This window comes from Paracoccaceae bacterium Fryx2, from assembly GCA_032334235.1.
In the GTDB taxonomy this organism is placed as follows: domain Bacteria; phylum Pseudomonadota; class Alphaproteobacteria; order Rhodobacterales; family Rhodobacteraceae; genus JAVSGI01.
Window position 1 is genome coordinate 243302 of record JAVSGI010000005.1, and the last position, 23685, is coordinate 266986.

The 23685-nt window shown below is 69.0% G+C and carries 25 protein-coding genes; 9 read left to right on the plus strand and 16 right to left on the minus strand.

Annotation, left to right across the window (positions count from 1 at the left end; genetic code table 11):
* Positions 1–14: 14 nt before the first annotated feature.
* From RNZ50_10400 to RNZ50_10415, 4 genes are all read right to left on the minus strand, one after another.
* Complete coding sequence (locus RNZ50_10400) at positions 15–929, minus strand: calcium/sodium antiporter (GenBank protein ID MDT8855414.1); 915 nt, start codon at positions 927–929, stop codon at positions 15–17.
* 186 nt (positions 930–1115) lie between these two features.
* A complete protein-coding gene (locus tag RNZ50_10405; protein MDT8855415.1) occupies positions 1116–1955 on the minus strand; it encodes an arginyltransferase in 840 nt (279 codons plus the stop codon).
* 120 nt (positions 1956–2075) lie between these two features.
* Complete coding sequence (locus RNZ50_10410; protein MDT8855416.1) at positions 2076–2525, minus strand: RDD family protein; 450 nt, start codon at positions 2523–2525, stop codon at positions 2076–2078.
* 133 nt (positions 2526–2658) lie between these two features.
* Positions 2659–3123: a DUF2852 domain-containing protein gene (locus RNZ50_10415; GenBank protein MDT8855417.1), complete on the minus strand. Its 465-nt coding sequence runs from the start codon at positions 3121–3123 to the stop codon at positions 2659–2661.
* A gap of 326 nt (positions 3124–3449) precedes the next feature.
* Between RNZ50_10415 and RNZ50_10420 the strand changes: the two genes are divergently transcribed.
* The 4 genes from RNZ50_10420 to RNZ50_10435 all read left to right on the plus strand — a co-directional run bounded on the left by RNZ50_10420 (position 3450) and on the right by RNZ50_10435 (position 7040).
* Positions 3450–4472: an IS30 family transposase gene (locus RNZ50_10420; protein MDT8855418.1), complete on the plus strand. Its 1023-nt coding sequence runs from the start codon at positions 3450–3452 to the stop codon at positions 4470–4472.
* A gap of 148 nt (positions 4473–4620) precedes the next feature.
* Complete coding sequence (locus tag RNZ50_10425; protein MDT8855419.1) at positions 4621–5394, plus strand: 5-oxoprolinase subunit PxpA; 774 nt, start codon at positions 4621–4623, stop codon at positions 5392–5394.
* Positions 5394–6083, plus strand: a complete 690-nt coding sequence (locus RNZ50_10430; GenBank protein ID MDT8855420.1) for an allophanate hydrolase subunit 1 — start codon at positions 5394–5396, stop codon at positions 6081–6083. Before RNZ50_10425 ends, RNZ50_10430 begins: the two co-directional genes overlap by 1 nt.
* 6 nt (positions 6084–6089) lie before the next feature.
* Positions 6090–7040, plus strand: coding sequence for a biotin-dependent carboxyltransferase family protein (locus RNZ50_10435; GenBank protein MDT8855421.1), 951 nt, complete (start codon positions 6090–6092; stop codon positions 7038–7040).
* Positions 7041–7064: 24 nt separating this feature from the next.
* Here RNZ50_10435 and cysA read toward each other — a convergent pair whose 3' ends face one another.
* From cysA to RNZ50_10465, 6 genes are all read right to left on the minus strand, one after another.
* Positions 7065–7784 carry a sulfate ABC transporter ATP-binding protein gene (cysA, locus tag RNZ50_10440; GenBank protein ID MDT8855422.1) on the minus strand — a complete coding sequence of 240 codons (720 nt, stop codon included), beginning with the start codon at positions 7782–7784 and terminating at the stop codon, positions 7065–7067.
* Positions 7785–7845: 61 nt separating this feature from the next.
* Positions 7846–8718 (minus strand): sulfate ABC transporter permease subunit CysW, encoded by an 873-nt coding sequence (cysW, locus tag RNZ50_10445; protein MDT8855423.1) that lies wholly within the window; start codon positions 8716–8718, stop codon positions 7846–7848.
* Entirely contained in the window at positions 8711–9544 is an 834-nt protein-coding gene (cysT, locus tag RNZ50_10450) for a sulfate ABC transporter permease subunit CysT (GenBank protein ID MDT8855424.1), read from the minus strand. Before cysT ends, cysW begins: the two co-directional genes overlap by 8 nt.
* Positions 9544–10671, minus strand: a complete 1128-nt coding sequence (locus RNZ50_10455) for a sulfate ABC transporter substrate-binding protein (GenBank protein ID MDT8855425.1) — start codon at positions 10669–10671, stop codon at positions 9544–9546. The genes cysT and RNZ50_10455 overlap by 1 nt, the downstream gene beginning before the upstream one ends.
* 113 nt (positions 10672–10784) lie before the next feature.
* The gene (locus tag RNZ50_10460) at positions 10785–10955 is read right to left on the minus strand and encodes a hypothetical protein (GenBank protein ID MDT8855426.1); all 171 of its coding nucleotides are present in this window, start codon (positions 10953–10955) and stop codon (positions 10785–10787) included.
* 189 nt (positions 10956–11144) lie between these two features.
* On the minus strand, positions 11145–11609 hold the full coding sequence (locus RNZ50_10465; GenBank protein MDT8855427.1) for an Rrf2 family transcriptional regulator: 465 nt from the start codon (positions 11607–11609) through the stop codon (positions 11145–11147).
* Between the two features lie 160 nt (positions 11610–11769).
* Here RNZ50_10465 and RNZ50_10470 point away from each other — a divergent pair, with 160 nt between their 5' ends.
* Positions 11770–12243: an Lrp/AsnC family transcriptional regulator gene (locus RNZ50_10470; protein MDT8855428.1), complete on the plus strand. Its 474-nt coding sequence runs from the start codon at positions 11770–11772 to the stop codon at positions 12241–12243.
* Positions 12244–12372: 129 nt separating this feature from the next.
* On the opposite strand, the gene RNZ50_10475 is transcribed toward RNZ50_10470, so the two are convergent.
* Positions 12373–15237 carry a calcium-binding protein gene (locus RNZ50_10475; GenBank protein MDT8855429.1) on the minus strand — a complete coding sequence of 955 codons (2865 nt, stop codon included), beginning with the start codon at positions 15235–15237 and terminating at the stop codon, positions 12373–12375.
* Positions 15238–15491: 254 nt separating this feature from the next.
* On the opposite strand from RNZ50_10475, the gene RNZ50_10480 reads away from it, so the two are divergent.
* Together RNZ50_10480 and RNZ50_10485 are read left to right on the plus strand one after the other, a co-directional pair.
* Positions 15492–16178 carry an NnrU family protein gene (locus RNZ50_10480; GenBank protein ID MDT8855430.1) on the plus strand — a complete coding sequence of 229 codons (687 nt, stop codon included), beginning with the start codon at positions 15492–15494 and terminating at the stop codon, positions 16176–16178.
* 73 nt (positions 16179–16251) lie between these two features.
* On the plus strand, positions 16252–17607 hold the full coding sequence (locus RNZ50_10485; GenBank protein ID MDT8855431.1) for a hypothetical protein: 1356 nt from the start codon (positions 16252–16254) through the stop codon (positions 17605–17607).
* Positions 17608–17677: 70 nt separating this feature from the next.
* Here RNZ50_10485 and efp read toward each other — a convergent pair whose 3' ends face one another.
* On the minus strand, positions 17678–18244 hold the full coding sequence (gene efp, locus RNZ50_10490; protein MDT8855432.1) for an elongation factor P: 567 nt from the start codon (positions 18242–18244) through the stop codon (positions 17678–17680).
* Between the two features lie 104 nt (positions 18245–18348).
* On the opposite strand from efp, the gene epmA reads away from it, so the two are divergent.
* The gene (gene epmA / locus RNZ50_10495) at positions 18349–19407 is read left to right on the plus strand and encodes an EF-P lysine aminoacylase EpmA (GenBank protein MDT8855433.1); all 1059 of its coding nucleotides are present in this window, start codon (positions 18349–18351) and stop codon (positions 19405–19407) included.
* A gap of 215 nt (positions 19408–19622) precedes the next feature.
* On the opposite strand, the gene RNZ50_10500 is transcribed toward epmA, so the two are convergent.
* Genes RNZ50_10500 through RNZ50_10515 form a run of 4 tightly spaced genes read right to left on the minus strand, consistent with a single transcriptional unit; the run spans position 19623 to position 22977 of the window.
* Positions 19623–20240: an ABC-type transport auxiliary lipoprotein family protein gene (locus RNZ50_10500; protein ID MDT8855434.1), complete on the minus strand. Its 618-nt coding sequence runs from the start codon at positions 20238–20240 to the stop codon at positions 19623–19625.
* A gap of 7 nt (positions 20241–20247) precedes the next feature.
* On the minus strand, positions 20248–21108 hold the full coding sequence (locus RNZ50_10505) for an MlaD family protein (GenBank protein ID MDT8855435.1): 861 nt from the start codon (positions 21106–21108) through the stop codon (positions 20248–20250).
* Between the two features lie 4 nt (positions 21109–21112).
* On the minus strand, positions 21113–21946 hold the full coding sequence (locus tag RNZ50_10510) for an ABC transporter ATP-binding protein (GenBank protein MDT8855436.1): 834 nt from the start codon (positions 21944–21946) through the stop codon (positions 21113–21115).
* Positions 21947–21966: 20 nt separating this feature from the next.
* On the minus strand, positions 21967–22977 hold the full coding sequence (locus RNZ50_10515; GenBank protein ID MDT8855437.1) for an ABC transporter permease: 1011 nt from the start codon (positions 22975–22977) through the stop codon (positions 21967–21969).
* A 403-nt stretch (positions 22978–23380) separates the two neighbouring features.
* Here RNZ50_10515 and RNZ50_10520 point away from each other — a divergent pair, with 403 nt between their 5' ends.
* Positions 23381–23578 carry a CsbD family protein gene (locus RNZ50_10520; protein ID MDT8855438.1) on the plus strand — a complete coding sequence of 66 codons (198 nt, stop codon included), beginning with the start codon at positions 23381–23383 and terminating at the stop codon, positions 23576–23578.
* The last annotated feature ends 107 nt before the right edge of the window (positions 23579–23685 follow it).

Genomic DNA, 23685 nt, shown 5'->3' on the forward strand with positions numbered 1-23685 from the left:
CGGTGCGCCGCCCCCTACACCATCATCAGCGCGACATAGCCCGCATAGCCCGCCAGCAGCGCCGCCCCCGCCAGCCGGGGCAGGCCGCCGAACACCGCCGCCAGCACCACCAGCCCGACCGATGTGGCAGCGACCCAAGGCATGTCCGCGGCAGCAAATCGCGCCTCGGCCGGGATCGGCGTCACCAGCGCGGTGATGCCCAGAATCCCCAGCAGGTTGAAGATGTTGGACCCGATGATGTTGCCCACCGCGATATCCATCTGCTTGCGCAGCGCTGCCAGCACCGAGGTTGCAAGCTCCGGCAGGCTGGTGCCGACCGCGACGATGGTCAGCCCGATCACCGCCTCGGATATGCCGTAGGTCCGCGCGATGATCGTGGCATTGGTCACCAGAAGGTCCGCCCCCAGCATCAGCACGCCCAGCCCGCCCAAGGTCATCAGCGCCGATTTCCAGATCGGCGCGGGGGGCAGGGCATCGACCTCGGCATCGACCTTGCCAAGCTTGAACGACAGCCAAAGGAAGGCCAGCAGCCCCAACAGCAGCACGCCGCCTTCCAGCCTGGTCACCACGCCCCCCAGCAGCATCACCCAGACCAGCGCGGTGGCGCCCAGCATGATCCCCAGGTCGCGCCAGGAGTCGCGCACCGACATGCGGATCGGCGCGATCACCGCCGCCACGCCGAGGATCAGCAGGATGTTGGCGATGTTCGAGCCCAGCACGTTTCCGATGGCGATCGCGGGCACCCCGTCCAGCGCCGCCCCCAGCGAAACCAGCAGTTCCGGCGTCGAGGTGCCGAAGCCGACGATGGTCAGCCCGATCACCATCGGGCTGATGTTGAAGGCCAGCGCCAGCCGCGACGCCCCCCGCACCAGAAATTCGCCGCCGAAGAAAAGGGCTGCAAGCCCGAGGGTGAACAGCAGATAGGTCAAGACGCACTCCGGATTTTCGGGGCAAGGGCGCAGCAGGCCGTTGCCGGATGTGTCATGAAAGGTCGGGTGCGGCGCCGGTTATGCAAGGGTGGCGCGATCCGAACTTCCTGCCGAATGACGCAAACCATCCGGGGTGTGGCAAAAACCCCACCGTCGCGGCCCGCGGGTCGGGTCAGTCGGGGCAGGTCACTCGATGCGGGGGGGCCGCGCTTCGGGCAGGTTGATCCTGGCGACCTGTTCGGCAATCGGATCGACCGAAAGGGGGTGCAGTTCGGCCCGGTGATCGGTGGAATCGCCAATGTCCTGCCAGCGCCCGCCCTTGTAGATCTCCAGCGCCGAGAAACCGGACTTGTAGCCCATCTTGCGGCTGCCGGGCACCCAGTAGCCCAGATAGACGTAGGGCAGACCGGCCTCGCGCGCGATCTCGATGTGGTCGAGGATCAGGTAGGTGCCAAGGCTCTGCGCCGCAAGGTCGGGGTCGTAGAACGAATAGACCATGCTCAGCCCGTCGTCGAACACGTCGGTCAGGCAGACCGCCGACAGCGGCCGCCCGCGTTCGCCGGGCGCCGCGGGGCGGGTGTATTCGATCACCCGGCTGCGGATCGGGGTTTCCTCGATCATCGCGGCGAATTCGAAGATGTCCATGTCGGCCATGCCGCCGTCGGCGTGGCGGTCATCCAGATAGCGGCGGAACAGCGCATACTGGTCCTCGGTCGCCCAGGGGCTGGTCGCGTTGCGCCGCAGATGGGCATTGCGCCGCAGCACCCGCTTCTGCGTGCGCGTCGTCTCGAAATCCGCCACCCGGATGCGCGCCGAAAGGCAGGCCGAACATTCGGCGCAGGACGGGCGGTAAAGCACGTTCTGCGACCGTCGGAAGCCCTGCTTGGACAGCGTGTCGTTCAGCTTCTGCGCATGTTCGCCCTGCAGCGCGGTAAACAGCTTTCGTTCCAGCCGCCCCTCCAGGTAGGGGCAGGTCTGCGGGGCAGTCACATAGAATTGCGGCGCAATGGGAAGGGTGTGGCGCATGACCAGTCGGGCGGGAAAGGGGATCGGGATCGGACAGAACGGCAGAGTATCAAGCCGCGCGGCATCCGCCAAGAACTGTCTTGCGCCGGGTTGACGCAACCTTGACGCGATCTTTCTGCGTCAGACACGCGCCGCCCGATTGATCGCCACCGTCCCCAGCACAAGATCTGTCAGCCCCTGCGCCCGCGCCCCGGTCAGCATCAGCACCACCGAGACCAGTTGCGGCAGCACCATCGACACCGACACGGTATAGCCCAGCGTATGCAGTATGGCGGTCGGCACGTCGAAACGCGCGCCGCGATTGTCGCGGAACTCGATCGCCATCAGCCGCATCCCCGGCGTGGCCGAAGACCGCGCGATGCTGACGCAGCGATAGACGAAGGACAGGAACAGGTACAGCACCGGCAGGAAGAACAGCCCGGCAAACGCGGTGAATGGCAACACCAGCACGGTCAGCAGCACGATCAGCACGCAGTCGATCACCCAGGCGATGCCGCGCTTCAGCGCCACGTCGGCGTAGAAGTCGGCTTGCAGGTCGGGGTCGGGCAGGTGGGTGGATGGCGACACCATCAAGGCCTCCGGTCAGGAAAGGAGCGGCCCCCGCAATCGGGGGCACGGGTCAGGAAAGGAGCGGCCCCCGCAATCGGGGGCCCGGGTCAGGCAAGGCAGCGGCCCCCGCAATCGGGGGCCGCCCTGGACAGGGTCAGTAGTTCCCGGCGCGCGGCGCGTCCGTGATCGGCGCGGGGGTCGGCGCAGAGCCCGACGCCGGGGCAGCGGCCCGGGCACGGTCTTCCATGAAGCTGTCGAATTCCGACTTGTCCTTGGCATCGCGCAGGCGCTGCAGGAAGGATTCGAACGCGGTCTGTTCTTCTTCAAGACGGCGCAAGGTGTCGGCCTTGTAGGCATCGAAGGCGGCGTTTCCGCTGGAGGTCATGCCATGGCGGAACGTGCCATGTTGGCGGCGGTTGGCACAGGACGAACGGTTGAACATGCGTTTGCTCCAGATCATGTAGGCAAGAAGGGCAAGGCCCAGCGGCCAGAAGGCGATGAAGCCCAGAACCATGGCGGCGATCCAGGCGCCCCTGCCACGGTCATCGAGCCAGGCTTCCGCCCGGCGAAGCCAAGCGACGATACCGCCGGTCGCGGCGGGGGAGGAGAGTGTGGGCATTGCGGCGGTCTCCGGGTTGCAGGATGATGTGAACGTGTTTCACATTTCCAAGATCGGGTCGCCGCGTCCTTTCGTCAAGAGGGATGTTAAAGAAATTCACATGCAGGCGCGCGGAGGTGAAACGTGATGGCAAACCATTGTGAAAGGTGAACTTTCGTAGAAAGTTCGTTCGCCACCGCGCAAACCGTCCGCGATCTTTCTACGAAAGATCCCGCGCTCGACCGGCGATGGTCGGGCATCCAGCCCATGTGGTGCCGGGGCGTGGCACTGCTTAGGCTCAAGTTGCAAGTGCAACACCGCCGCCCTTTTGGGCATAGGATGTTGCGATGGACAGACGAAGCAAGCACCTCAGCAGCGAGGAACGTGGCGTGATACTCGCCGAACATAACCGGGGCAGCAGCCAGCAGGCGATCGGGATGCTTCTTGACCGGTCGGCGAGCACGATTTGCCGGGAACTGGTGCGGGGTCGTCAGGACGATGGCACCTATTGCCCTCAATTGGCGCGGCTGGTTTACGACGTTCGCCGGACGCGATGTCGGCGCGCTCGCAAGCTGATCGAAGGCGACGCGACCCATCGCTTCGTGCACAGCCATCTTGTTCATCGGCGCTGGTCTCCCGAGCAGATTGCGCACAGACTGCGGCTCATGCATCCCGATGACCCTGCTGCCCGCGTCAGCCACGAGACCATCTACGCCGCGATCTATGCCCAGCCGCGTGGCGGCCTGAAGGCGGCAATGATCGAGGCGCTGCGCCAGGCAAAACCTGTGCGCGGGCGGCGGCGCACGACGCTGGCGGGAAGCGCCATGGTCCCGGAAACATTGCGGATTATCAACCGACCTGAGGAAATCGAGGCGCGGCTGGTACCCGGCCACTGGGAAGGTGACTTGATCAAGGGCGCCTTCAATCGTTCCTCGGTGGGCACTTTGGTTGAGCGCAAGACCCGCTTCGTCGTTCTATGCAAAATGAATGGAAATGGGGCCGAGGCGGTTCTCGACAGCTTCACCCGGCAGATGAAGCGGCTGCCAGCAGCGCTTCGCAAAAGCATGACTTATGATCGTGGGTCGGAAATGGCCTGCCACCCGGAACTTGCCCGCCGACTGAAGATCGATATCTGGTTCTGCGATCCGCATGCCCCCTGGCAGCGCGGCAGCAACGAGAACACCAACGGCCTCTTGCGCCAGTTCATGCCCAAAGGCACCGATCTCAGCGATGCCAGCCAAACCTGGCTCAACGACGTCGCAGCCCTGATGAACAACCGCCCCAGAAAAACCCTCGGTTGGAAAACACCCGCCGAAGCCATGGCCGAAGAAATGGCCGCCTTCAATGAAGCCGTTGCACTTGCAATTTGAATCCGCCCTGTGCGCGCCTGCTTGCAGCCGGTCGGCCGCTGTGGTGTTATCGGCGGATGCAGAGCCTGCCTTGCCAGTCCCGCGACCGCGCCGCGCCGCACCAGTGGCATCCGGCGGTGCGCCGGGGCCGGGCGTCGGGGCAGGTCGCATGACCCCCCGGCGGCAGATCGACCTCAATGCCGATCTTGGCGAAGGCTTCGGCCCGTGGCGCATGGGGGATGATGCCGCCCTGCTGGGCATCGTGACCAGTGCCAGCGTCGCGTGCGGCGGCCATGCGGGCGATCCCGACACCATGGTCGAAACCCTGGCGCTGGCCCGCGAGCGCGGGGTCAGCGTCGGCGCCCATCCGGGCTATGCCGACCGGGCGGGCTTCGGCCGCCGGGTGATCCCGATGACCGCCACCGGGATCGAGCGCATGGTCGCGACCCAGATCGGCGCCCTGATGGGGGCGGCGGCGCTGGCCGGGGTGCGGGTGGCCTATGTCAAGGCGCACGGGGCGCTGGCCAATCTGGCCGCCGATGACCGCATGGTTGCCGATGCCATCGCCCGGGCGGTGGCGGCGGTGTCGCGCGATCTGGCGGTGCTGGCCATCTCGGGCACCGCGCAGGAGGCGGCGGCCGGTGCCTGCGGTCTGGCGGTCTATTCCGAGATCTTTGCCGACCGGGCCTATCTGCCCGATGGTCGCCTCGTGCCGCGCGGCGTGCCCGGCGCGGTGATCGGCGGCGAGGCGGCGGTTGACCGGCTGCTGGGCTTTCTCGACAGCGGCCTGATGCCGGTGCTGGCGGGGCCCGCCATTCCGCTGGCCGCCCATTCGGTCTGCCTGCATGGCGACGGCCCCGGTGCCGTAGCCCTTGCGCGGCAGCTGCGGGCCGCCCTGGCCGGGGCGGGCATCGCCGTGGCGCCCTTCGTGGCGGCAGGCTGATGGGGCAGGCGGCGTTTCCCCGTTTCCGGGCCGTGGCGGACCATGCGGTGCTGGCCGAGTTCGGCGACACCATATCCGATGCCGCGCACCGGCAGGTGCTGGACCTCGACGCCGTGCTGGCGGTGACCGGGTTCGACGGCTTTGTCGAATCGGTGCCCGCCTATGCCAGTCTGCTGGTCGATTTCGACCCGCTGCGCACCGATCCGGTCCGGGTCACGCAGGCCTTGCAGGCGATGCTGACCTGCGCCCCTCCGGCCCGGCCCGCGCCCGTCATCCGCGAGGTTGACCTGTGCTACGATGCAGACCTCGGCCCCGATCTGGCAGCGGTCGCGCAGGCCGCGGGCCTGTCGGTCGAAGCCGCCATCGCGGCCCATCTGGCGGGCGACTACCAGGTGTTCATGTATGGCTTCGCGCCGGGCTACGCCTATCTTGCCGGAGTGCCTGCGGCGCTGCGGCTGCCGCGCAAGCCGGTGGCGCGGCGCGGCGTGGCGGCGGGCAGCGTGATCATTGCCGCTGCGCAATGTCTGGTCACCACCCTGACGATGCCGACGGGCTGGTGGATCATCGCCGCCTCGCCGACGCAGGTGCTGCGCGACGACCCGGCGCGGCCTTTCCTGTTCGATGTCGGCGACCGGGTCCGTTTCCGCCGGATCGGCCGGGCGGCGTTCGACGCCGCGCGGCGGGGCTGAGCGGTGGTGCGCCTTGCGATCCTGAAGGCGGGGCCGCTGGTCTCGGTGCAGGACGGCGGGCGACCGGGGATGATGCGCTTCGGTGTGCCCGCCTCGGGGCCGATGGACCGCATGTCGTTCCGCATCGCCAACGCCGCGGTCGGCAATCCCGACACCGCGCCGGCCATCGAGATCTCGCTGGGCGGGCTGACGCTGGAATGCACCGAGGGCTGCGTCACCTTCGCGCTGGCGGGCGGCGGTTTCCGGCTGGGGCTCGGGGCAGACCGGCTGGGGTCGTGGAGCGTCGCCACCCTGCACGCGGGCACCCGGCTGAGCGTCGCGCCCGGCCCCTGGGGCAGCTGGACCTATCTCGCCCTTGCCGGAACGCTGCGCGCGGGGGCGTGGCTGGGAAGTGCGGCGACCCACGCCTTGTCGGGCCTTGGCGGCGGACTGCTGCGGGCGGGCGGCACGGTCGAGATCGACGGGGCCGAACGGCGCGAGGCGCGCTGCGGCCCGATACCCTGCCCGGTCTGGGCCCGGCCGCGCCACAGCGTCGGCGTCGTGCCGGGGCCGCAGGACCGATTCTTTCCGGCCGGGGTGATGGAAACCTTCCTCTCGTCCCGCTTCACCCTGACCGACGCGTCCGACCGGATGGGGGTGCGCCTGTCCGGCCCGAAGCTGCACCCCGGGGCGGCGCTCGACATGCCGTCCGAGGCGATCCTGCGCGGCTCGGTGCAGGTGGCGGGCGACGGCGTGGCGACGGTGCTGCTGGCCGACCATCAGACCACCGGCGGCTACCCCAGGATCGCCACGCTGGTCTCGGGCGACATCGACGGCTTTGCCCAGTTGCGCAGCCGGGATGCCGTGCGGTTTTGCCAGACCGACCCGCAGGCGGCCATCGCTGCCCTGCGGGCCCGCCAGCCTGCGCAAGAGCGGTATCTGGCCGCCCTGCGCCACCCCGGCCGGACGCGGCCATGAGCCGTGACGCCCGGGCCGTGACGATCAGGCCGAGATGAACTGGCGCACGAAGGCGGTCGCGGGCCGGGCGCGGATGTCGGCGGGTTTGCCGACCTGTTCGATCCGGCCCATCGACATCACCACTACCCGGTCGGCAAGCTCCATCGCCTCGTCCTGGTCATGGGTGACGAACACCGTGGTCAGCCCGGTGCTGTCGTGGATCTCGCGCAGGCCCTGCCGCAGTTCCTTGCGAACCCGGGCATCCAGCGCGCCGAAGGGTTCATCCAGCAGCAGCATCCGCGGCTCGATCGCCAGCGCCCGGGCCAGCGCCACGCGCTGGCGCTGGCCGCCCGACAGCTGGCTGGGGTAGCGCGCGGCGATCTGCGGCAACTGGATCAGGTCAAGCAGGCGGGTGACGCGGCGGGTGATCTCCGCCGCCGCCGGGCGGGTCTGGCGCGGGCGGGCGCGCAGGCCGTAGGCGATGTTCTCGAAAACCGTCATGTGGCGGAACAACGCGTAGGACTGGAACACGAAGCCCGCGCGGCGGTCCTGCACCGTCATGCCGGTGGCATCGGCCCCGTCGAACAGCACGCGCCCGGCGCTGGGATATTCGAGCCCGCCGAGAATCCGCAGCAGGGTGGTCTTGCCCGACCCCGAAGGCCCCAGCAGCGCCACCAGCGCCCCCGACGGGATCGACAGGCTGACCGGGTGCAGCGCGGCGGTGCTGCCGAATTCCTTGGAAATCTCGTCGATCTCGATCTGCATGTGGCGTCTCCTTTGCGCGCGCCGGAGCCTCCGGCGGGGATATCTGAGAAAAGAAGAAAGGTCAGCGGCGGTGGTTTGCCGCCAGCTGATCGGCATAGCGCCATTCGAGCAGGGATTTCGCCAGCAGGGTCACCAGCGCCAGCAGCGCCAGCAGTGCGGCCATCGCGAAGGCCGCGACAGAGAGGTATTCGTTGTAGAGCATCTCGATGGTGATCGGCATCGTGGCGGTCTGGCCGCGGATCTTGCCCGACACCACCGCCACAGCGCCGAACTCGCCCATGGCGCGGGCGTTGCACAAGAGAACGCCGTAAAGCAGCGCCCAGCGGATGTTGGGCAGCGTGACCGTCAGGAACATGCGCAACCCGCCCGCCCCGAGGGTCAGCGCCGCCTCTTCCTCGGCCCGGCCCTGTTCGATCATCACCGGGATCAGCTCGCGCGCCACGAAGGGGAACGTCACGAACATCGTGGCAAGGACGATCCCGGGCAGGGCGAAGATGATCGGGAAGCCGTTGGCCACCAGCGCGCCGCCGATCAGGCTGTTGGCCCCGAACAGCAGCACGAGACACAGCCCCGCCACCACCGGCGAGACCGAGAACGGCAGGTCGATCAGGGTGATCAGGAACGCCTTGCCACGGAAGTCGAACTTGGTGATCGCCCAGGCGGCGCAGATGCCGAACAGGGCGTTCAGCGGCAGGGCGATGGCGGTGACCGTCAGGGTCAGCCAGATCGCGGAACGCGCGTCGGCATTGCCAAGCGAGGCCACCGCCTCGACGATGCCGCGCTTCAGCGCCTCTGCGAACACCGCGATCAGTGGCGCGAACAGCAGCAGCGCCAGCACGGCAACCACGGAGGCGATCAGCAGCACCCGGACCAGCGCCGATTCCTGCGTGACCGGCCGCCAGGCCCGGGGTGCGGTCCGGGTTGCGTCAGACATATCCGATTCTCCGGCGGCTCCAGATCTGGACCGCATTGATGGCAAGCAGCATGGTGAAGGAAATGCCCAGCATGGCGATGCCGATGCTGGCCGCGCCGTTGTAGTCGAACTCCTCCAGCCGGATCACGATCAGCAGCGGCGCAATCTCGGTGACCAGCGGAATGTTGCCCGCGATGAAGATCACCGAACCGTATTCGCCGACCGACCGGGCCAGCGCCAGCGCAAAGCCGGTCAGCGCGGCGGGGGCCAGCATCGGGGCCACCACGCGGCGCAGGGTGTAGGCGCGGCTGGCGCCCAGCGTGGCCGAGACTTCCTCGACCTCGCGCTCGATCTCCTCGATCACCGGCTGCACGGTGCGGGTGACGAAGGGCAACCCGACGAAGATCAGCGCGATCAGGATGCCCCATTCGGTGTAGGCGATCTTCAGCCCGGCCTCGCGGGCTATCGAACCCAGCGCCCCGTTCGGCGCGTAAAGCGCCGTCAGCGCGATGCCCGCCACCGCAGTGGGCAGCGCAAAGGGCAGGTCCACCGCCGCATCCAGAATCCGGCGCCCGGGAAAGCGGTAGCGCACCATCACCCAGGCCAGCAGCACCCCGAACACCAGGTTGAACAGCGCCGCCAGCAGCGACACCCTGAACGACAGGAACAGCGCCGCCCCGACGCGCTCGGTGCTGATCACGCGCCAGACCTCGGCAGGGCCGAAGACGGCGCCCTTCATCAGAAGGGCGCCGATCGGAGCAAGCACGATCAGGCTCAGCATGGTCATGGTGACCCCCATGCTGAGCCCGAGACCCGGCATGGGGGAGCGGTTGACGAGCGACCGCATCATTTCGAAACGTAGATCTGGTCGAAGATGCCGCCGTCACCGAAGTGTTCGGGCTGCACCTTGCCCCAGCCGCCGAAACTGTCGATCGTGACCAGATCCAGCGACGGGAAGCGCGCCACATCGGCCGGGTCTGCCGCCGAGGCATCCCAGGCGCGGTAGAAGTGCTTGTAGGCGATGGCCTGACCTTCGGGGGAATACAGGTATTCAAGGTAGGCCGTCGCCAGCGCCCGGTCGTCATCGGTCTTCAGGTTGCCGTCCACCAGCGCCACCGGGGGTTCGGCCAGCACCGAAACCGTCGGCACCACGATGTCGAACTGGTCATCGCCCAGTTCCTTCAGCGCGAGATACGCCTCGTTTTCCCAGGCCAGCAGCACGTCGCCGATGCCGCGCTGCGCGAAGGTGGTGGTCGAGCCGCGCGCCCCCGAATCCAGCACCGGCACGTTCCTGAACAGCTTGCCGACGAATTCCTGCGGGTTCTGGCCGTTCCGTTCGGCCCAGGCCCAGGCCGCGAGGTAGTTCCAGCGCGCCCCTCCGGAGGTTTTCGGGTTCGGCGTGATCACCTCGATCCCGTCGGCCACCAGGTCGTCCCAGTCGGTCAGCCCCTTGGGGTTGCCCTCGCGCACCAGGAACACGATGGTCGAGGTGTAGGGAGAGGAGTTGTGCGGCAGGCGCCCCTGCCAGTCGGCCGGGATCTTGCCCGACTTTTCCGCGATCGCGTTGATGTCCGAGGCCAGCGCCAGCGTCACCACATGGGCATCCAGCCCGTCGATCACCGCCCGGGCCTGCGAGCCAGAGCCGCCGTGCGACACCTGGATGGCGGGGGCGGCATTGCCGAGGCCCGTCCAGTGCTTCGTGAAAGCCTCGTTGAATTCGCGGTAGAGTTCGCGCGTCGGGTCGTAGCTGACATTCAGCAGGGTCTGCGCCTGCACGCCCTGCGGCGCGCCAATGCCCAGCAGCCCCAGCGCAACCGCCGTCACCGCCGCACGCCAGCCCCTGGCCGCCCCGGCCACCGGGTAGCCCACAACGTCCTGCGCGCCGGTCGGGATCACGATGCGCCCGTCGGGCAGGTCGCGCAGATGCAGACCTTGCGCCGTGACCCGGCCTGCGACTGTGATGGTAGCGAACATGGCATTCTCCCTGGAAAGGTGGTGTCCGGCCCGGTGTCCAACACCGGAAGCACGAAGCGAATGGGCGGGTGCGCCGCCCGGAACGGGGTGCGGCAGGGGGTGGGGCTGCGGCGTCATGGCCGCGCCACGCCGGTGGCAGGCTGCATGACGCGCAGCCCGGCGTTGCCTCGGCCGACCCGTGGCACCGCACCGGCCCGGCCCATCGGGCACCCCATCCGCCCTGCGCGGCACATCGGGCCGATCCAGCCGGATGATTGCATTCCGAAGGCGCTGGCCGTGATCATGGTCGGGTCTCCTCCTGTCGCGCCGGACCGGCCGTGGTGGCCATCCGATGCGTCAATAACGACAGCGGAAGTCGAGTATTACAAGAGAATAAACACGTCAAACTTGCTCGTGAATAGAGAATGTTTTTCTGCTGCCCCGCCGCGGATTTCCCGGCGAGGGTTGGTGTATTTCTTATGTTAATAAAATGGTTAGCCCTGCACCGGCGCCGACAGCACCTGATCCGCCACCGGCCCGGACCGCAACAGGTCGGCCAGCGTCAGCGAGTCGATCAGCAGAAGGTAGGACCAGAATACCTCGGCAAAGACCTTGCGGATGCGGCAGCTGTCCTCGTCGGTGCAGTCGTCGCAGCGCTGGTAGGCACGGCGCGACAGGCAGGGCAGGGGGGCGATCGGCCCGTCGATCATCCGCAGCAGTTCCGAAACCGACACCTGCTCGGGCGGCTTGATCAGTTGGTAGCCGCCAGACCGCCCGCGCGTCGAGGCGATGATGCCCGCATTGCGGATCTCCAGCAGAATATGCTCCAGAAACCGCTTCGGCGCGCCCGAGCGTTTGGCGATCTGTTCGATCGTCAGGGCCTCGGGCTGCGCCTTGGCCGCTTCATCGGCAAGCGTCAGCAGAGCCTTCAGCGCGTATTTCATTTTCTGCGTGATCATTGCGCACTGGTAAACCGCAGAACGCCGGGAATCAATGTCGAGATTGCCGGAAATGCCGCGAATCGCCGTGTCGCCGGGGGCGCGACGATATAAACGATCAGTCTTATCGACTTTTGGTATTTTTGTGCCATGCTGCTCGGGCAAGACGGAGGATGCCGCGATGCAGGATCTCGACCTGATCGACCGCAAGATCATCGCAGAACTGATGCGCGATGCCACGCTGCCGGTGGCGCGGATCGCCGACAAGGTCGGGCTGTCGCAGACGCCGTGCTGGAACCGCATCCAGAAACTCGAAGCCCGTGGCGTGATCACGGGCCGCGTCGCGCTGGTCGATCCGGCGCGCATCGGGCTTGGCCTGACGGTCTATGTCGGCATCGAGGCGCCCGATCATTCGGCCGAATGGCGCACCACCTTTGCGGGCATCGTCAATGCCCTGCCGGAAGTGCTCGACGTGCACCGGCTGGCGGGCGGGATGGACTATCTGCTGCGGATCGCGGTGCGCGACATGGATGCCTTCGACGAGTTCTACCGCCACCTGACCGATGCCATCGCCATCCGGAACGTCACCTCGCATTTCGCGATGGAACGCATCAAGGGCACCACCGCCTATCCCGTCGACACCCGGACGCGGTAGGGCCGACCCGACCGGATTCCAGGGCCGCACCTCGCGCCCGGCCCGGGCGATGGCCGCAAGCACCCGAAACGGCGTTTCGGGCACACCCGGAGCGGGCATCGCGTCGCGGCGGTGGCGGCAGGGTCGCGCTCAGCCGAACAGGAAGTCGCCGGCCCCCAGTTGCGCCGCATCCACCAGACCCGTCAGGATCAGCGTGACATCCGCCGCGCCGTCGCCGTCGATGTCCACCAGCACCTGGCTCCCCGACACCCGCGCCTCGCTGTTGTCGGACCCGCCGCTGAAGGCCGCCGTGCCAAGGTAGGTGAACGTGCCGACCGCCGCAGTGGCGAACACCAGACGGTCGCCCTGTTCGGCCGCGCCGCCCACGTCGTTGAAATCGCTGATGGTATCGGTGCCGTCCCGCGAGCCCGCGAAGACGAAGCGGTCCGCCCCCAGCCCGCCGTCCAGCGTGTCGTTGCCCGCGCCGCCCGTCAGCGTGTCGTTCCCCGCGAGGCCGCTCAGCCGGTTGCTGCCGCTGTTGCCGACCAGCGCGTTGGCGAGGTCGTTGCCGGTGCCGGTGATCCCCGACGAGCCCGCGAGTTCCAGCCGCTCGACATTGGCCGACAGCGTGAAGCTGACCGAGGCGCGCACCGTGTCGGTTCCTTCGGCGGCGGCTTCGGTGACCACGTCGGTCGCCACGTCGACGATGTAGAGGTCGCCGCCCGCCCCGCCCGCCATGCTGTCGCTGCCGCTGCCGCCGTCCAGCGTGTCGGCACCGCCGCCGCCCAGCAGGGTGTCGTTGCCGCTGCTGCCCGCCAGCAGGTTCGCCGCCGCGTTGCCGGTCAGCAGGTTGGCCAGAGTATTGCCGGTGCCGTTGATCGCCGCCGCCCCGGTCAGCGTCAGGTTCTCCAGGTTGCTGCCCAGCGTGAAGCTGCACGCGCTGTGCACGCTGTCGGTCCCGCCGTCGGCAAGTTCGGTCGCGGTATCCCCGAGATCGTCGACGATGTAGAGATCGTTGCCTGCACCGCCGGTCATCGCATCGGCGCCGCTGCCGCCGTCCAGCGTGTCGTTGCCCGCGCCGCCCAGCAGGGTGTCGTTGCCCGCCAGCCCCGACAGCAGGTTGGCCGCCTCGTTGCCGGTCAGCAGGTTGGTGAAGACGTTGCCGGTGCCGTCTATCGCCGCCGCGCCGAGCAGCGCCAGATTCTCGAAATAGGTGCCCAGCGTCCTGGTCACCGCGGCCATCACGGTATCCAGCCCCTCGCCGCTGGCCTCGACCACCACATCCAGCGCGGAATCGACGATATAGGTGTCGGACCCGATGCCGCCCACCATGCTGTCGGTGCCGGTGCCGCCATCCAGCGTGTCGTTGCCCGCGAGGCCCGCCAGCAGGTTGTGGCCGCGGTTGGCGATGAACGACCCGCTGCCGCTGTTGCCGGTGATGACGTTGTCCGACGCGTTGCCAGTGCCGCTGCGGTTCCATTCGCCGGTTAGGGTCAGGTTTTCCAGGTTGTCGCCCAGCGTCCAGTCCACCGAGCTGTTGACCAGATCGGTGCCCTGGGCCGCGGCTTCGGTCACCACGTCGGTTTCGATGTCCACCACATAGGTGTCGTCGCCCAGCCCGCCCACCAGCATGTCCGATCCGGTCAGGCCCGACAGCGTGTCGTTGCCCGCCCCGCCGGTCAGCAGGTTGTTGGCACCGTCGCCGGTCAGGGTGTCGGCCAGCGCGCTGCCGATCAGGTTCTCGATCCCGGTCAGGATGTCGCCCTCGGCATCGCCGTCGAACCCGAAGGCCGACACCAGGCTGACCCGGACCCCGACGGCCGAGGCGGCATAGCTCGCGGTGTCGATGCCCGCGCCGCCGGTCAGCGTGTCGCGCCCGGCCCCCCCCGTCAGCAGGTCGTCGCCGTCGCCGCCGATCAGGCGGTTGTCGCCCGTGCTGCCGGTCAGCGTGTCGGCCAGGGCCGAGCCGGTCAGATGCTCGATCCCCGACAGCACGTCGCCCTGCGCATCGCCGCCGGTGCCGGTGGCCAGGCTGACCGCGACGCCCAGCACCGAGTCGCTGTAATCCGCCGTGTCGTTGCCCCCGTTGCCGGTCAGCGTGTCGGCCCCCGCACCGCCGATCAGCACGTTGTCGAAATCGTCGCCGGTCAGCCGGTCGGCCTTGGTCGAGCCGCGCAGGTTCTCGATCAGGATCAGCACGTCGCCCGCCGCATCGCCGGCCGTGCCGGTGCCGGTGGCAAGGCTGACGGTCACCGCCAGCGCCGAGCCCGAATAGTCCGCCATGTCGGTGCCGCTGCCGCCGTCGAGCACATCGCTGCCCGCGCCGCCGACCAGCGTGTCGATGCCGCCTTCGCCGGTCAGCGTGTCGTTGCCCGCCGCTCCGTTCAGCAGGTTGGCATTCTCGTCGCCGGTCAGCTCGTCGGCCAGGGCGGTGCCGGTCAGGTTCTCGATCCCGATCAGCACGTCGCCCGCCGCATCGCCGCCGCTGGCGATGCCAAGCCCCAGATCGACCACCACGGCCGCGGTCGAGCCGGTATAGTCCGCCAGATCGACGCCGTCGCCGCCATCCAGCGTGTCGGCCCCGGCGCCGCCCAGCAGGGTGTCGTCGCCAAGATCGCCTTCCAGCAGGTCGTTGCCCGCCGCGCCGACCAGCCTGTCGTTGCCGCCCATACCCGACAGCGTGTCGTTGCCGGTGCCCCCGGTCATGGTGTCGGCGCCCTCGGTGCCCGCCACCATGCCTGCCGCGATTGCGCCGCCTGACACGGGTGTGGCCGCCGTCAGGCCGCCCGGCACCGTGGCCTGCGTGCCTTCCGTGGGAACCCGGGCCGGTTCGCCCGAAACCGCGCGGCGCGGTTCGGCAAGCGCAACGCCCGTCAGGTCCGGCGGCGGCGACAGCAGACCCGCGGGCCCGGCGCTGGAAAACAGCATGTCGTTGCCGCCCGGCCCGGTTTCAGTGCCGGAAAAGGGGTTGCCGGTCAGACTGCCCGTGTCCAGCGTGCCTTCGATGCGTGCCATTCGTCATCCGCCTTGTGTCGCACCCGGTCCGCGACGGACGGGTCGGTGAAATATCTGCTCCGGTCGCAGCCAGACTTTCTGGCGGGAATGCGGCGCCGATCTTGCCGGGATGTGAAGAATTGCAGACAGATCGAGGGCATTCCCCGCGACCCCGCCGACCGGAAACGCCACGCCCGCCGCAGGGCCCGCGGAAACCGCTTGCAAGCCGCGCCGTCCGCCTGAACCATGGCGCGCGGGCAAGAAGGGGGGGCGTCATGGCAGGCTGGGGCATGTTCGGGCTGGCCTTTGCCGTCTTCCTGCTGTCGCACGCCATCCCGACCCGCCCCGCCGTCAAGGCCCGGCTGAAGGCCGTGGCAGGCCCGCGGGGCTATCTGTTCCTTTACAGCGCGGTGTCGCTGGCGGTGCTGGCCTGGCTGATCGTCGCCGCCGCCCGTGCGCCGTTCGTGCCACTGTGGGATCCGGCGACGTGGCACCGCTGGGCGGCCAATCTGGCGATGCCGCTGGCGATTGCGCTGGCAACGCTTTCGGTCGGGGTGCCGAACCCGCTGTCGTTCGGCGGGCCGGCGGCGGGGTTCCGGCCCGACCGTCCCGGCATCATCGGCCTGACGCGGCATCCGCTTCTCTGGGCGCTGGCGCTCTGGGCCGGGGCGCATCTGCTGGCCAACGGCGATCTGGCCCATGTTCTGCTGTTCGGGTCGTTCACCGGGTTTGCCCTGCTGGGCATGGCGATCATCGACCGGCGCAACCGGCGGCTCATGGGGGCGGCGGAATGGGCGCGGCTGGCGCAGGCGACGGCGGTGCTGCCGCTGGCCGCGCTGCTGTCGGGGCGCTGGCGGCCGGTGCGCGGCCCCTCGGCGCCGCGCCTCCTGCTGGCGGTGGCGATCTGGGCGGCGCTGATCCTGGCGCATCCTTGGGTGATCGGCCTGTCGCCGCTGCCCTGATCCGGCACTCAAGGCTTGACGCCGCCGCCCGCCCGTGGGCTCTGGCGGGCGACCCCGGGCAAGGAGGGCCGCCATGGCCGACGGCAAGACCCTGAACGCGAAGAACCTGCAACGGCTGGGGGCCGAACGGCTGGCCACGCTGCTGCTGGCCGTCGCCACCACGGCGGCGGCGAAGCGCCAGCTTCGCGTGGCCCTTTCCGCCAGCTTCGGCCCGCCCGAGGCCGCGCGCGAGATCCGCAAGCGGCTGGCCGCGATCCGGCAGGGGTCGGGCAAGCTGACCGCCCGGCGCACCGCCGCGCTGGTGGCGGAACTGGGCGCGCACTGGACGGCCTGCCATGACCTGATCGCCCCCGATGCCCCGGCGCTGGCCTTCGATCTGGCATTCGAGATGATGGCGCTGGCCGCCCCGGTCGCCCGCCGCGCCGCAGGCGACGATGCGATGCAGGCGCTGTTCGCCCGCATCCTGCCCGCGCTCCCCGATTTGACGCAGCGCGCGGGCACGTCGCCCGACACACTGGCCGACGCGGTGGCGGGCCTGCTGGAACAGGGCGCCGGCGCGCTCCACGCCGGGCTGATCGACGCGGCGGCCCCGGCGCTGGGGCCGGAAGGGCTGGCCCTGCTGCAACGCCGCCTGCGCGACCTGCGTGCCGCAGCCGGGCAGGCCCATGCCCGGCATCTGGACGCAGGCCTGCGCGCGATTTCCGACCTGACCGACGACCCCGACGCCTATGCCGCGACCCTGACCCCCGCCGACCGGCTGCACCCGGATCTGGGCCTTGCGCTGGCCCGGCGGCTGCACGCGGCCGGCCGGCTTCCCGAAGCGCATGCGGCCCTTGCGGCGGTGGAAGCCACCCGCCCGCGCGGCCTGCCCGTGGCCTTCGTGCTGCTGAAGGCCGACATTCTGGCGGGGCAGGGCGATCTGGCGGCCGCTCAGGCGCTGCGCTGGGCCTCTGCCACCCGCGCCCTGTCGGCCGAAGCCCTGCGCGCCTACCTCAAACCCCTGCCGGATTTCGACGACATGGAGGCCGAGGACAAGGCGCTCGACCTTGTGGCGGCCCACCCCGACCTGACGGCGGCGCTGGCATTCCTGCTGGCCTGGCCCGCCCCCGGCCGGGCGGCGGCGCTGGTGCTGGCCCGCCACGCCGCGCTGGACGGCGACCGCTATGCCGAGCTTTCCCCCGCCGCCGAGGCGCTGGCCGACCGGCACCCGCTGGCCGCGACCCTGATACTGCGCGCGATGATCGGCTTTGCCCTGACCCACGCCCGCAGCGGCCGCTACAAGCACGCCGCCCGGCATCTCGCGACCTGCGACCGGCTGGCGGCGATGATCGGCCCGGGCGACCTGAGCCCCGACCATGCGGCCTATGTGGCGCACCTCCGGGCGCAGCATGGCCGCAAGCACGCCTTCTGGGCGGCGGTGACCGGCTGAACGCGGCGCTGTCTGTCGCAGGCCCCACGCCTTGCCGGAAACCCCCCGCCCGGCGCCGCAGGCGCTGAGGTCAGTCCTTGGCCCGTTCGACGTAGGTGTTGTCCTCGGTCGAGATCACGATGCGGGTGCCCGCGCCGATATGGGGCGGCACCATCACCCGCAGCCCGTTGGAACAGATCGCGGGCTTGTAGGACGACTGCGCCGTCTGCCCCTTCATCACCGGCTCGGTCTCGGTGATCTCGACCGTGACCTTCATCGGCAGCTCGATGGAAATCGCGATGTCCTGATAGGTCTTCAGCCCGACCCGCAGCCCTTCGGTCAGGAACACCTTGCCGTCGCCCACCACATCGGCGGCGACGGTGATCTGCTCGAAGCTGTTCGGCTCCATGAAGTGAAAGCCCTCGCCGTCCTCATAGAGGAAATCATAGCCGCGCTCGTCGACATGGGCGCGCTCGACCTGTTCGGTGGTGCGCCAGCGTTCCGACACCTTCACCCCGTCCGAGATGCGCCGCATGTCGATCTGGGTGGTCGGCGTGCCCTTGCCGGGGTGGAAGTTCTCGGCGGTCAGAACGACATAAAGCCGGCCGTCAAGCTCGACGACGTTCCCCTTGCGCAGGCTGGAGGCGATGACTTTCACGAAAGGCTCCTTGTGATGGGCGGACCCGCGGCGTAGGACATGCGGGTTTTGCTGCCGCACCTAGCGCATCCGATGTCAAATCTCCAGTCGAAAGCAGACCCACCGTGACGCACCCCTCCGATACCGCTTCTCCATGGTGGACACCCCGGATCCACGCCGACCGACGCCCGCTGCTGCTGGCGCGCAACCGCATCCAGGCGGCACTGCGGGGGTGGCTGGCGGATCAGGGCTTCACCGAGGTCGATCCGGCAGCCCTTCAGGTCTCGCCGGGGAACGAGGCGCATCTGCACGGCTTTGCCACCGAAGCCATCGGCAACGACGGCGCGGCGCGGCAGATGTATCTGCACACCTCACCCGAATTTGCGATGAAGAAGCTTCTGGCGGCGGGCGAAACCCGCATCGCGGCCTTCGCCCATGTCTGGCGCAACCGCGAGCGCGGCCCGCTGCACAGCCCCGAATTCACCATGCTGGAATGGTATCGCGCAGGGCAGGGGTATGACGTGTTGATGCGCGACTGCGCCGCGATGCTGGCGGTGGCGGCCGATGCCGCGGGCAGCCGCTCCTTGCGCTGGCGCGACCGGGTCTGCGACCCCTTCGCCACCCCCGAACGGCTGAGCGTGGCCGATGCCTTCACCCGCCATGCCGGGATCGACCTGCTGTCCACTGTCGATGCCGCAGGCTCGCCCGACGCCCCAGCCCTCGCCGCGGCGCTGACCGCAACCGGCGTCCGCGTGGCCCCCGACGACACCTGGTCCGACATGCTGAGCCGCGTGCTGGTGCAGAAGGTCGAGCCCAACCTCGGGCTGGGGCGCATGACCATCCTCGACCGCTATCCGGTGGCCGAGGCGGCACTGGCACGTCCTGCCGCCGACGACCCGCGCGTGGCCGAACGGTTCGAGCTTTACGCCTGCGGGGTGGAACTGGCGAACGGCTTTGGCGAGCTTACCGACCCGGCCGAGCAGCGCCGCCGCTTCGGGCTGGAGATGGACGAGAAGCAGCGGGTCTACGGCCACCGCTACCCGCTGGACGAGGATTTTCTGGCTGCCCTCGGGCAGGTGCCCGCATCCAGCGGCATCGCGTTGGGCTTTGACCGGCTGGTGATGCTGGCCACCGGCGCCCCGCGGATCGACGACGTGATCTGGGCACCGGTGGCGGGTGCCTGACTCGGGCCCGGGTCGTCGGCCGGAAAGCCCCTAGCGGATGCCGAAGAACGCCAGAACCACGAGGACGACGACCACAAGTCCGACGATGTAGATGATGTTGTTCATGGTGCTGGCCCTTCAGATGGTGCTGCACGGGTGTCGCGGCGCCACGCCGCCCCCGCGACCATGCCAACGCTTCAGGCCGCCGCCGGTTCCCTGCGCCCGCGCAGCGCCGCTCAGCGTGCGGCCCCCTGCACCCATGGCACCGCAACCGACAACAGCCGCACCATGGCGGCATCGAACGCCTGCACCAGCGCCATGCTTTCGTCATCGGCGGCCTGCGCCGTCTGCTCGAACCGGCGGGTGGCGATCACGCTGCGGTCGGCGTCGCGCACCATGGTCAGCGTGACCCCGATCCGCACCATCGCGGGCGGCCCGCCCGGCACCGTCGCCTCGGCCTGGAAATCATGCAGGTCCGACAGCAGCAGGTAGTCGGGCACCAGCCCCGCCGTATCGCGCCCCACCAGCCTGAAACCGCCCGCCGATTGCAGCGAGGCCACCAGCAGCGATTGCAGCAGCACCGGCGCCGGGTCCACCCAGCGGCCCTTGGGCAGGTATTGCGCCTGCAGCCGGTTCGGCTTCACCAGAATCCGGTCGGTGGCCAGCGCGCCCCCTGCCTCGGGCACGTCGATCACCAGATGGCGCGAACCGCGCGCCGCCCCGCTGCCCGGCAAGGGCGCCAGCGTATAGGCGTCCAGCGGCGCCGAGGCATCCGACACGGCCGACAGCGCGCCGCAGCCGGACAGCGCCGCCACACAGGCCAGAAGGATCAGGGGGCGGGGAAAGGGGGTCATGACGGCCTCATCTGGTATATTCGGGGGCACGGTTGCCCAGAAGGAAGCGTGCGGGGTCGCGTTCGATCCGCGCGGTCAGGCTGGCAAGCGCCGCCACCAGACGCCCGGCCTCGGTGCTCAGCGCTGTGATCCGGGGCAGGCCCTCGCGGGTAAAGCTGTCAAGCCCCTGCAGCGTGCGGTTGGCGGTCACCAATGCTGTGTCGGCCTTTGCGGCCACGCCGTCAAGCCGCGTGGCAAAGGACGAGATCTGGTCCACCCCCGTCACGAAACTGTCCGAGGTGGTGGCCAGATCGGTCAGCGCCTCGTCCAGCCGTCCGGTCGCCACTTCGACGTTGGTCAGGATGTTGGCGACCTTCTCGCGGTTTTCCGGCCCGGTGAACTGACCCAGATCGCGCAGCAGCGAGATCGCCTCGCGCAGAAGGTCGGGGGCATCCTCGATCAGCCCCTGCACCACCGTGGTCTTCGACGGTATCAGGGCCACGCCGGTCTCGGGGTCGATGTCATAGCGCGGCGCATCGGCCGCGCCGCCCTCCAGCCCGATGAAGGCAACACCCGTCACCCCCTGCGAGGCCAGCGTGGCCTGCGTGCCCTGCCGGACCGGCGTCGCCGCCGCCACCTCGATGCGCACCCGCACCCGCCCGGAATTGCTGGAATCGAGCGCGATGCCGCGCACCTCGCCCACATCGACCCCGTTCAGCCGCACCGGCGCCGCCACCGCCAGCCCCGCCACGCTGTCGAACAGGATGTCGTACTGGGTGTAGGTCCGGTCCACCTGCACCTTGGCCAGCCAGAGAAAGAACCCCAGGCCCGCCAGCATGGCAAAGACGGTAAAGGCCCCGATCAGGACGTAATTTGCGCGTGTTTCCATGGTTCTATCCTGCGTTCTTCATGTTGGCCCCGGCAGCGGTGCCCGCTGCGTGGGCGCGGGGGCCGTGGAAATAGGCATGAACCCAGGGGTCATCGACCTCCAGCATCTCGGCCATGGTGCCGGTGACCAGCACCTTCTTCTGCGCCAGCACCGCGATCCGGTTGCAGGTGGCGTGCAGTGTATCAAGATCATGCGTCACCAGAAACACCGAAAGCCCCAGCGCCTGCTGCAACGACCCGATCAGCGCGTCGAACTCCGACGCGCCGATCGGGTCCAGCCCGGCGGTCGGCTCGTCCAGCAGCAGGATTTCGGGGTCGAGCGCCAGCGCCCGCGCCAGACCCGCGCGCTTGCGCATCCCCCCCGAAAGCTCGGCCGGGTAAAGCGCACCCGCCTTGGCGGGCAGCCCGACCATCGCCAGCTTCAGGTCGGCCAGGCTGCGGCGCACGCCCGCGTCAAGCTCCAGCCGCTCGCGCATCGGGGCCTCGACATTCTCGCGCACCGTCAGGGCGGAAAACAGCGCGCCGTCCTGGAACATCACGCCCCAGCGCCGTTCGGTGGCGCGCAGGTCGGCGTCGGCCGCGTGCAGCACATCGACGCCCAGCACGCGGATGCTGCCCGCCTGCGGCCTTTGCAGGCCGACGATCGACCGCAGCAGCACCGACTTGCCGGTGCCCGACCCGCCCACCACGCCCAGCACCTCGCCCCGGTAAAGGTCGAGGTCCAGCCCGTCATGGATCACCGACCGCCCGAACCGGTTGACCAGCCCGCGCACCTCGATCACCGCCTCGCCCGTGCCGCCGCTGCCCGTGCCGCCATTGCCCGTGCCGCCGTTGCCCATTTCGCCGCTGCCCGCGCCGGTCATATGCCCAGCGCCGCAAAGAAGATCGAGAAGGTGGCATCCGCCAGGATCACCATGAAGATCGCCTGCACCACCGACCGCGAGGTCAGCCGCCCCAGCGAATCGGCGTTGCCCTCGACCTGCATCCCCTGGTAGCAGCCGATCACCCCGATGATCAGCGCAAAGAACGGGGCCTTCACGATGCCCACCAGAAAATGCGACACGTCGGTGTCCAGCAGCCGGGTGCGGAACATCCCCGGCGAGATGCCCAGTTCATACCAGGTCATCATCGCGCCCCCCAGCAGGCCCGCGATATCGGCCAGAAACCCAAGCACCGGCAGCATGATCAACAGCGCCAGCACCCGCGGCAGCACCAGCACCTCGATCGGGTCCAGCCCCAGCGTCCGCATCGCGTCGATCTCCTCGCGCATCTTCATCGACCCGATGGCGGCGGTGAAGGCCGAGGCCGACCGCCCCGCCACGATGATCGCCGTCAGCAGGATGCCCAACTCGCGCAGCACCGAAATCGCGATCAGGTCCACGGCGAACACCTCGGCCCCGAACTGGCGCAACTGGTCCGCACCCTGAAAGGCCAGCACGATCCCGATCAGGAACGCCATCAGCGCCACGATCGGCACCGCGTTCAGCCCGGCCTGCTGCATGTGGAACACCAGCGCCGTCACCCGCAAGCGTGACGGGTGCAGCAGCGTGTGGACCAGCCGCGCGATCACCAGCCCGAAAAAGCCTGTCACCCGCAGCAGCCCCTGCACGAAGGCATGGCTGGCACGGCCCACCCGCTCCAGCGCGTCGGCAACCGGGGCAAAGCGTTTCGGCCTGCCGGGCGGGGCATCGTCGGGCAGGGCATCGCGCACGGTCTCCAGCAGCAGGAGCTGCGCCTCGGTGCCGCCCTGCAACCGCATTCCGCCGCGCCGCTCTGCCGTGACGATCACCCAGGCCCCGGCGGTATCCAGTGCGGTGATGCCCGCCAGATCCAGCGCCGTCACGCCGTCGGCCTCGAGCGCGCGCATCATCGGGTCCAGCGTGCCGATCCGCGCCAGCACGAAATCGCCCTCCAGCCGGGCGGTGCCCGACGCCGCGGTTTCCCCGACATCCTGTCCCGTCGCCGTAGCGGCCGACATGCCTCAGGCGATCCGGCGCAGGCGGGCGCGCGGCCGGGTGCCCCGGCAAACGCCGGAACCGCGGCGGCCGGGCAGGCCGACGGGCAAGGAAAGCTTCGGGCAATTTCGGGACATGTTTCACCTTAAGGCATTCGTGGTCCTGCATCAATGCCCGGCAGCCGCCGAGGTTCCCTCCCGCCGGAATTTGCCCGCGCGCCATGCCAAATTGTCACGCCGAAAGCCGCACCGCATCGGGAACCATGGCCGCCCCGGCCGCGTTTGCTCCGTACACGACCTCGCAACGAAGGAGAAAGCGATGAACTGGGATCAGATCGAAGGCAAGTGGAAGCAGCTCAAGGGCAAGGCCCAGACGCAGTGGGGCAACATCACCAATGACGACTGGGACCGCATCGAAGGCCGCCGTGAAGAGATCGTCGGCCTCGTGCAGGAAAAATACGGCAAGGCCAAGGACGAGGCCGAGCGCGAAGTCGACGACTGGATGAAGACCCAGTAATCCTTCGTCGGCCCGCAGTCACCGCTGCGGGCCGAAACGCTCGTACGTGCCCGTCGGCCCGCAGTCACCGCTGCGGGCCGAGGCGTTTGAAGTTCCGCAGTCACCGC

Excerpts from the sequence above, each read along its gene's own strand:
- cysT (MDT8855424.1), bottom strand. The coding sequence starts at position 9,544 with ATGCGGTCGCTCGTCAACCGCTCCCCCATGCCGGGTCTCGGGCTCAGC.
- RNZ50_10455 (MDT8855425.1), bottom strand. The coding sequence starts at position 10,671 with ATGTTCGCTACCATCACAGTCGCAGGCCGGGTCACGGCGCAAGGTCTG.
- cysA (MDT8855422.1), bottom strand. The coding sequence starts at position 7,784 with ATGCAGATCGAGATCGACGAGATTTCCAAGGAATTCGGCAGCACCGCC.
- RNZ50_10520 (MDT8855438.1), top strand. The coding sequence starts at position 23,381 with ATGAACTGGGATCAGATCGAAGGCAAGTGGAAGCAGCTCAAGGGCAAG.
- RNZ50_10480 (MDT8855430.1), top strand. The coding sequence starts at position 15,492 with ATGGCAGGCTGGGGCATGTTCGGGCTGGCCTTTGCCGTCTTCCTGCTG.
- RNZ50_10430 (MDT8855420.1), top strand. The coding sequence starts at position 5,394 with ATGGGGCAGGCGGCGTTTCCCCGTTTCCGGGCCGTGGCGGACCATGCG.
- RNZ50_10410 (MDT8855416.1), bottom strand. The coding sequence starts at position 2,525 with ATGGTGTCGCCATCCACCCACCTGCCCGACCCCGACCTGCAAGCCGAC.
- RNZ50_10465 (MDT8855427.1), bottom strand. The coding sequence starts at position 11,609 with ATGATCACGCAGAAAATGAAATACGCGCTGAAGGCTCTGCTGACGCTT.
- RNZ50_10460 (MDT8855426.1), bottom strand. The coding sequence starts at position 10,955 with ATGATCACGGCCAGCGCCTTCGGAATGCAATCATCCGGCTGGATCGGC.
- RNZ50_10500 (MDT8855434.1), bottom strand. The coding sequence starts at position 20,240 with ATGACCCCCTTTCCCCGCCCCCTGATCCTTCTGGCCTGTGTGGCGGCG.
- RNZ50_10425 (MDT8855419.1), top strand. The coding sequence starts at position 4,621 with ATGACCCCCCGGCGGCAGATCGACCTCAATGCCGATCTTGGCGAAGGC.
- cysW (MDT8855423.1), bottom strand. The coding sequence starts at position 8,718 with ATGTCTGACGCAACCCGGACCGCACCCCGGGCCTGGCGGCCGGTCACG.
- RNZ50_10415 (MDT8855417.1), bottom strand. The coding sequence starts at position 3,123 with ATGCCCACACTCTCCTCCCCCGCCGCGACCGGCGGTATCGTCGCTTGG.
- RNZ50_10515 (MDT8855437.1), bottom strand. The coding sequence starts at position 22,977 with ATGATGCGCGCGCTCGAGGCCGACGGCGTGACGGCGCTGGATCTGGCG.
- RNZ50_10510 (MDT8855436.1), bottom strand. The coding sequence starts at position 21,946 with ATGGGCAACGGCGGCACGGGCAATGGCGGCACGGGCAGCGGCGGCACG.
- RNZ50_10505 (MDT8855435.1), bottom strand. The coding sequence starts at position 21,108 with ATGGAAACACGCGCAAATTACGTCCTGATCGGGGCCTTTACCGTCTTT.
- RNZ50_10475 (MDT8855429.1), bottom strand. The coding sequence starts at position 15,237 with ATGGCACGCATCGAAGGCACGCTGGACACGGGCAGTCTGACCGGCAAC.
- RNZ50_10405 (MDT8855415.1), bottom strand. The coding sequence starts at position 1,955 with ATGCGCCACACCCTTCCCATTGCGCCGCAATTCTATGTGACTGCCCCG.
- RNZ50_10420 (MDT8855418.1), top strand. The coding sequence starts at position 3,450 with ATGGACAGACGAAGCAAGCACCTCAGCAGCGAGGAACGTGGCGTGATA.
- RNZ50_10485 (MDT8855431.1), top strand. The coding sequence starts at position 16,252 with ATGGCCGACGGCAAGACCCTGAACGCGAAGAACCTGCAACGGCTGGGG.
- RNZ50_10470 (MDT8855428.1), top strand. The coding sequence starts at position 11,770 with ATGCAGGATCTCGACCTGATCGACCGCAAGATCATCGCAGAACTGATG.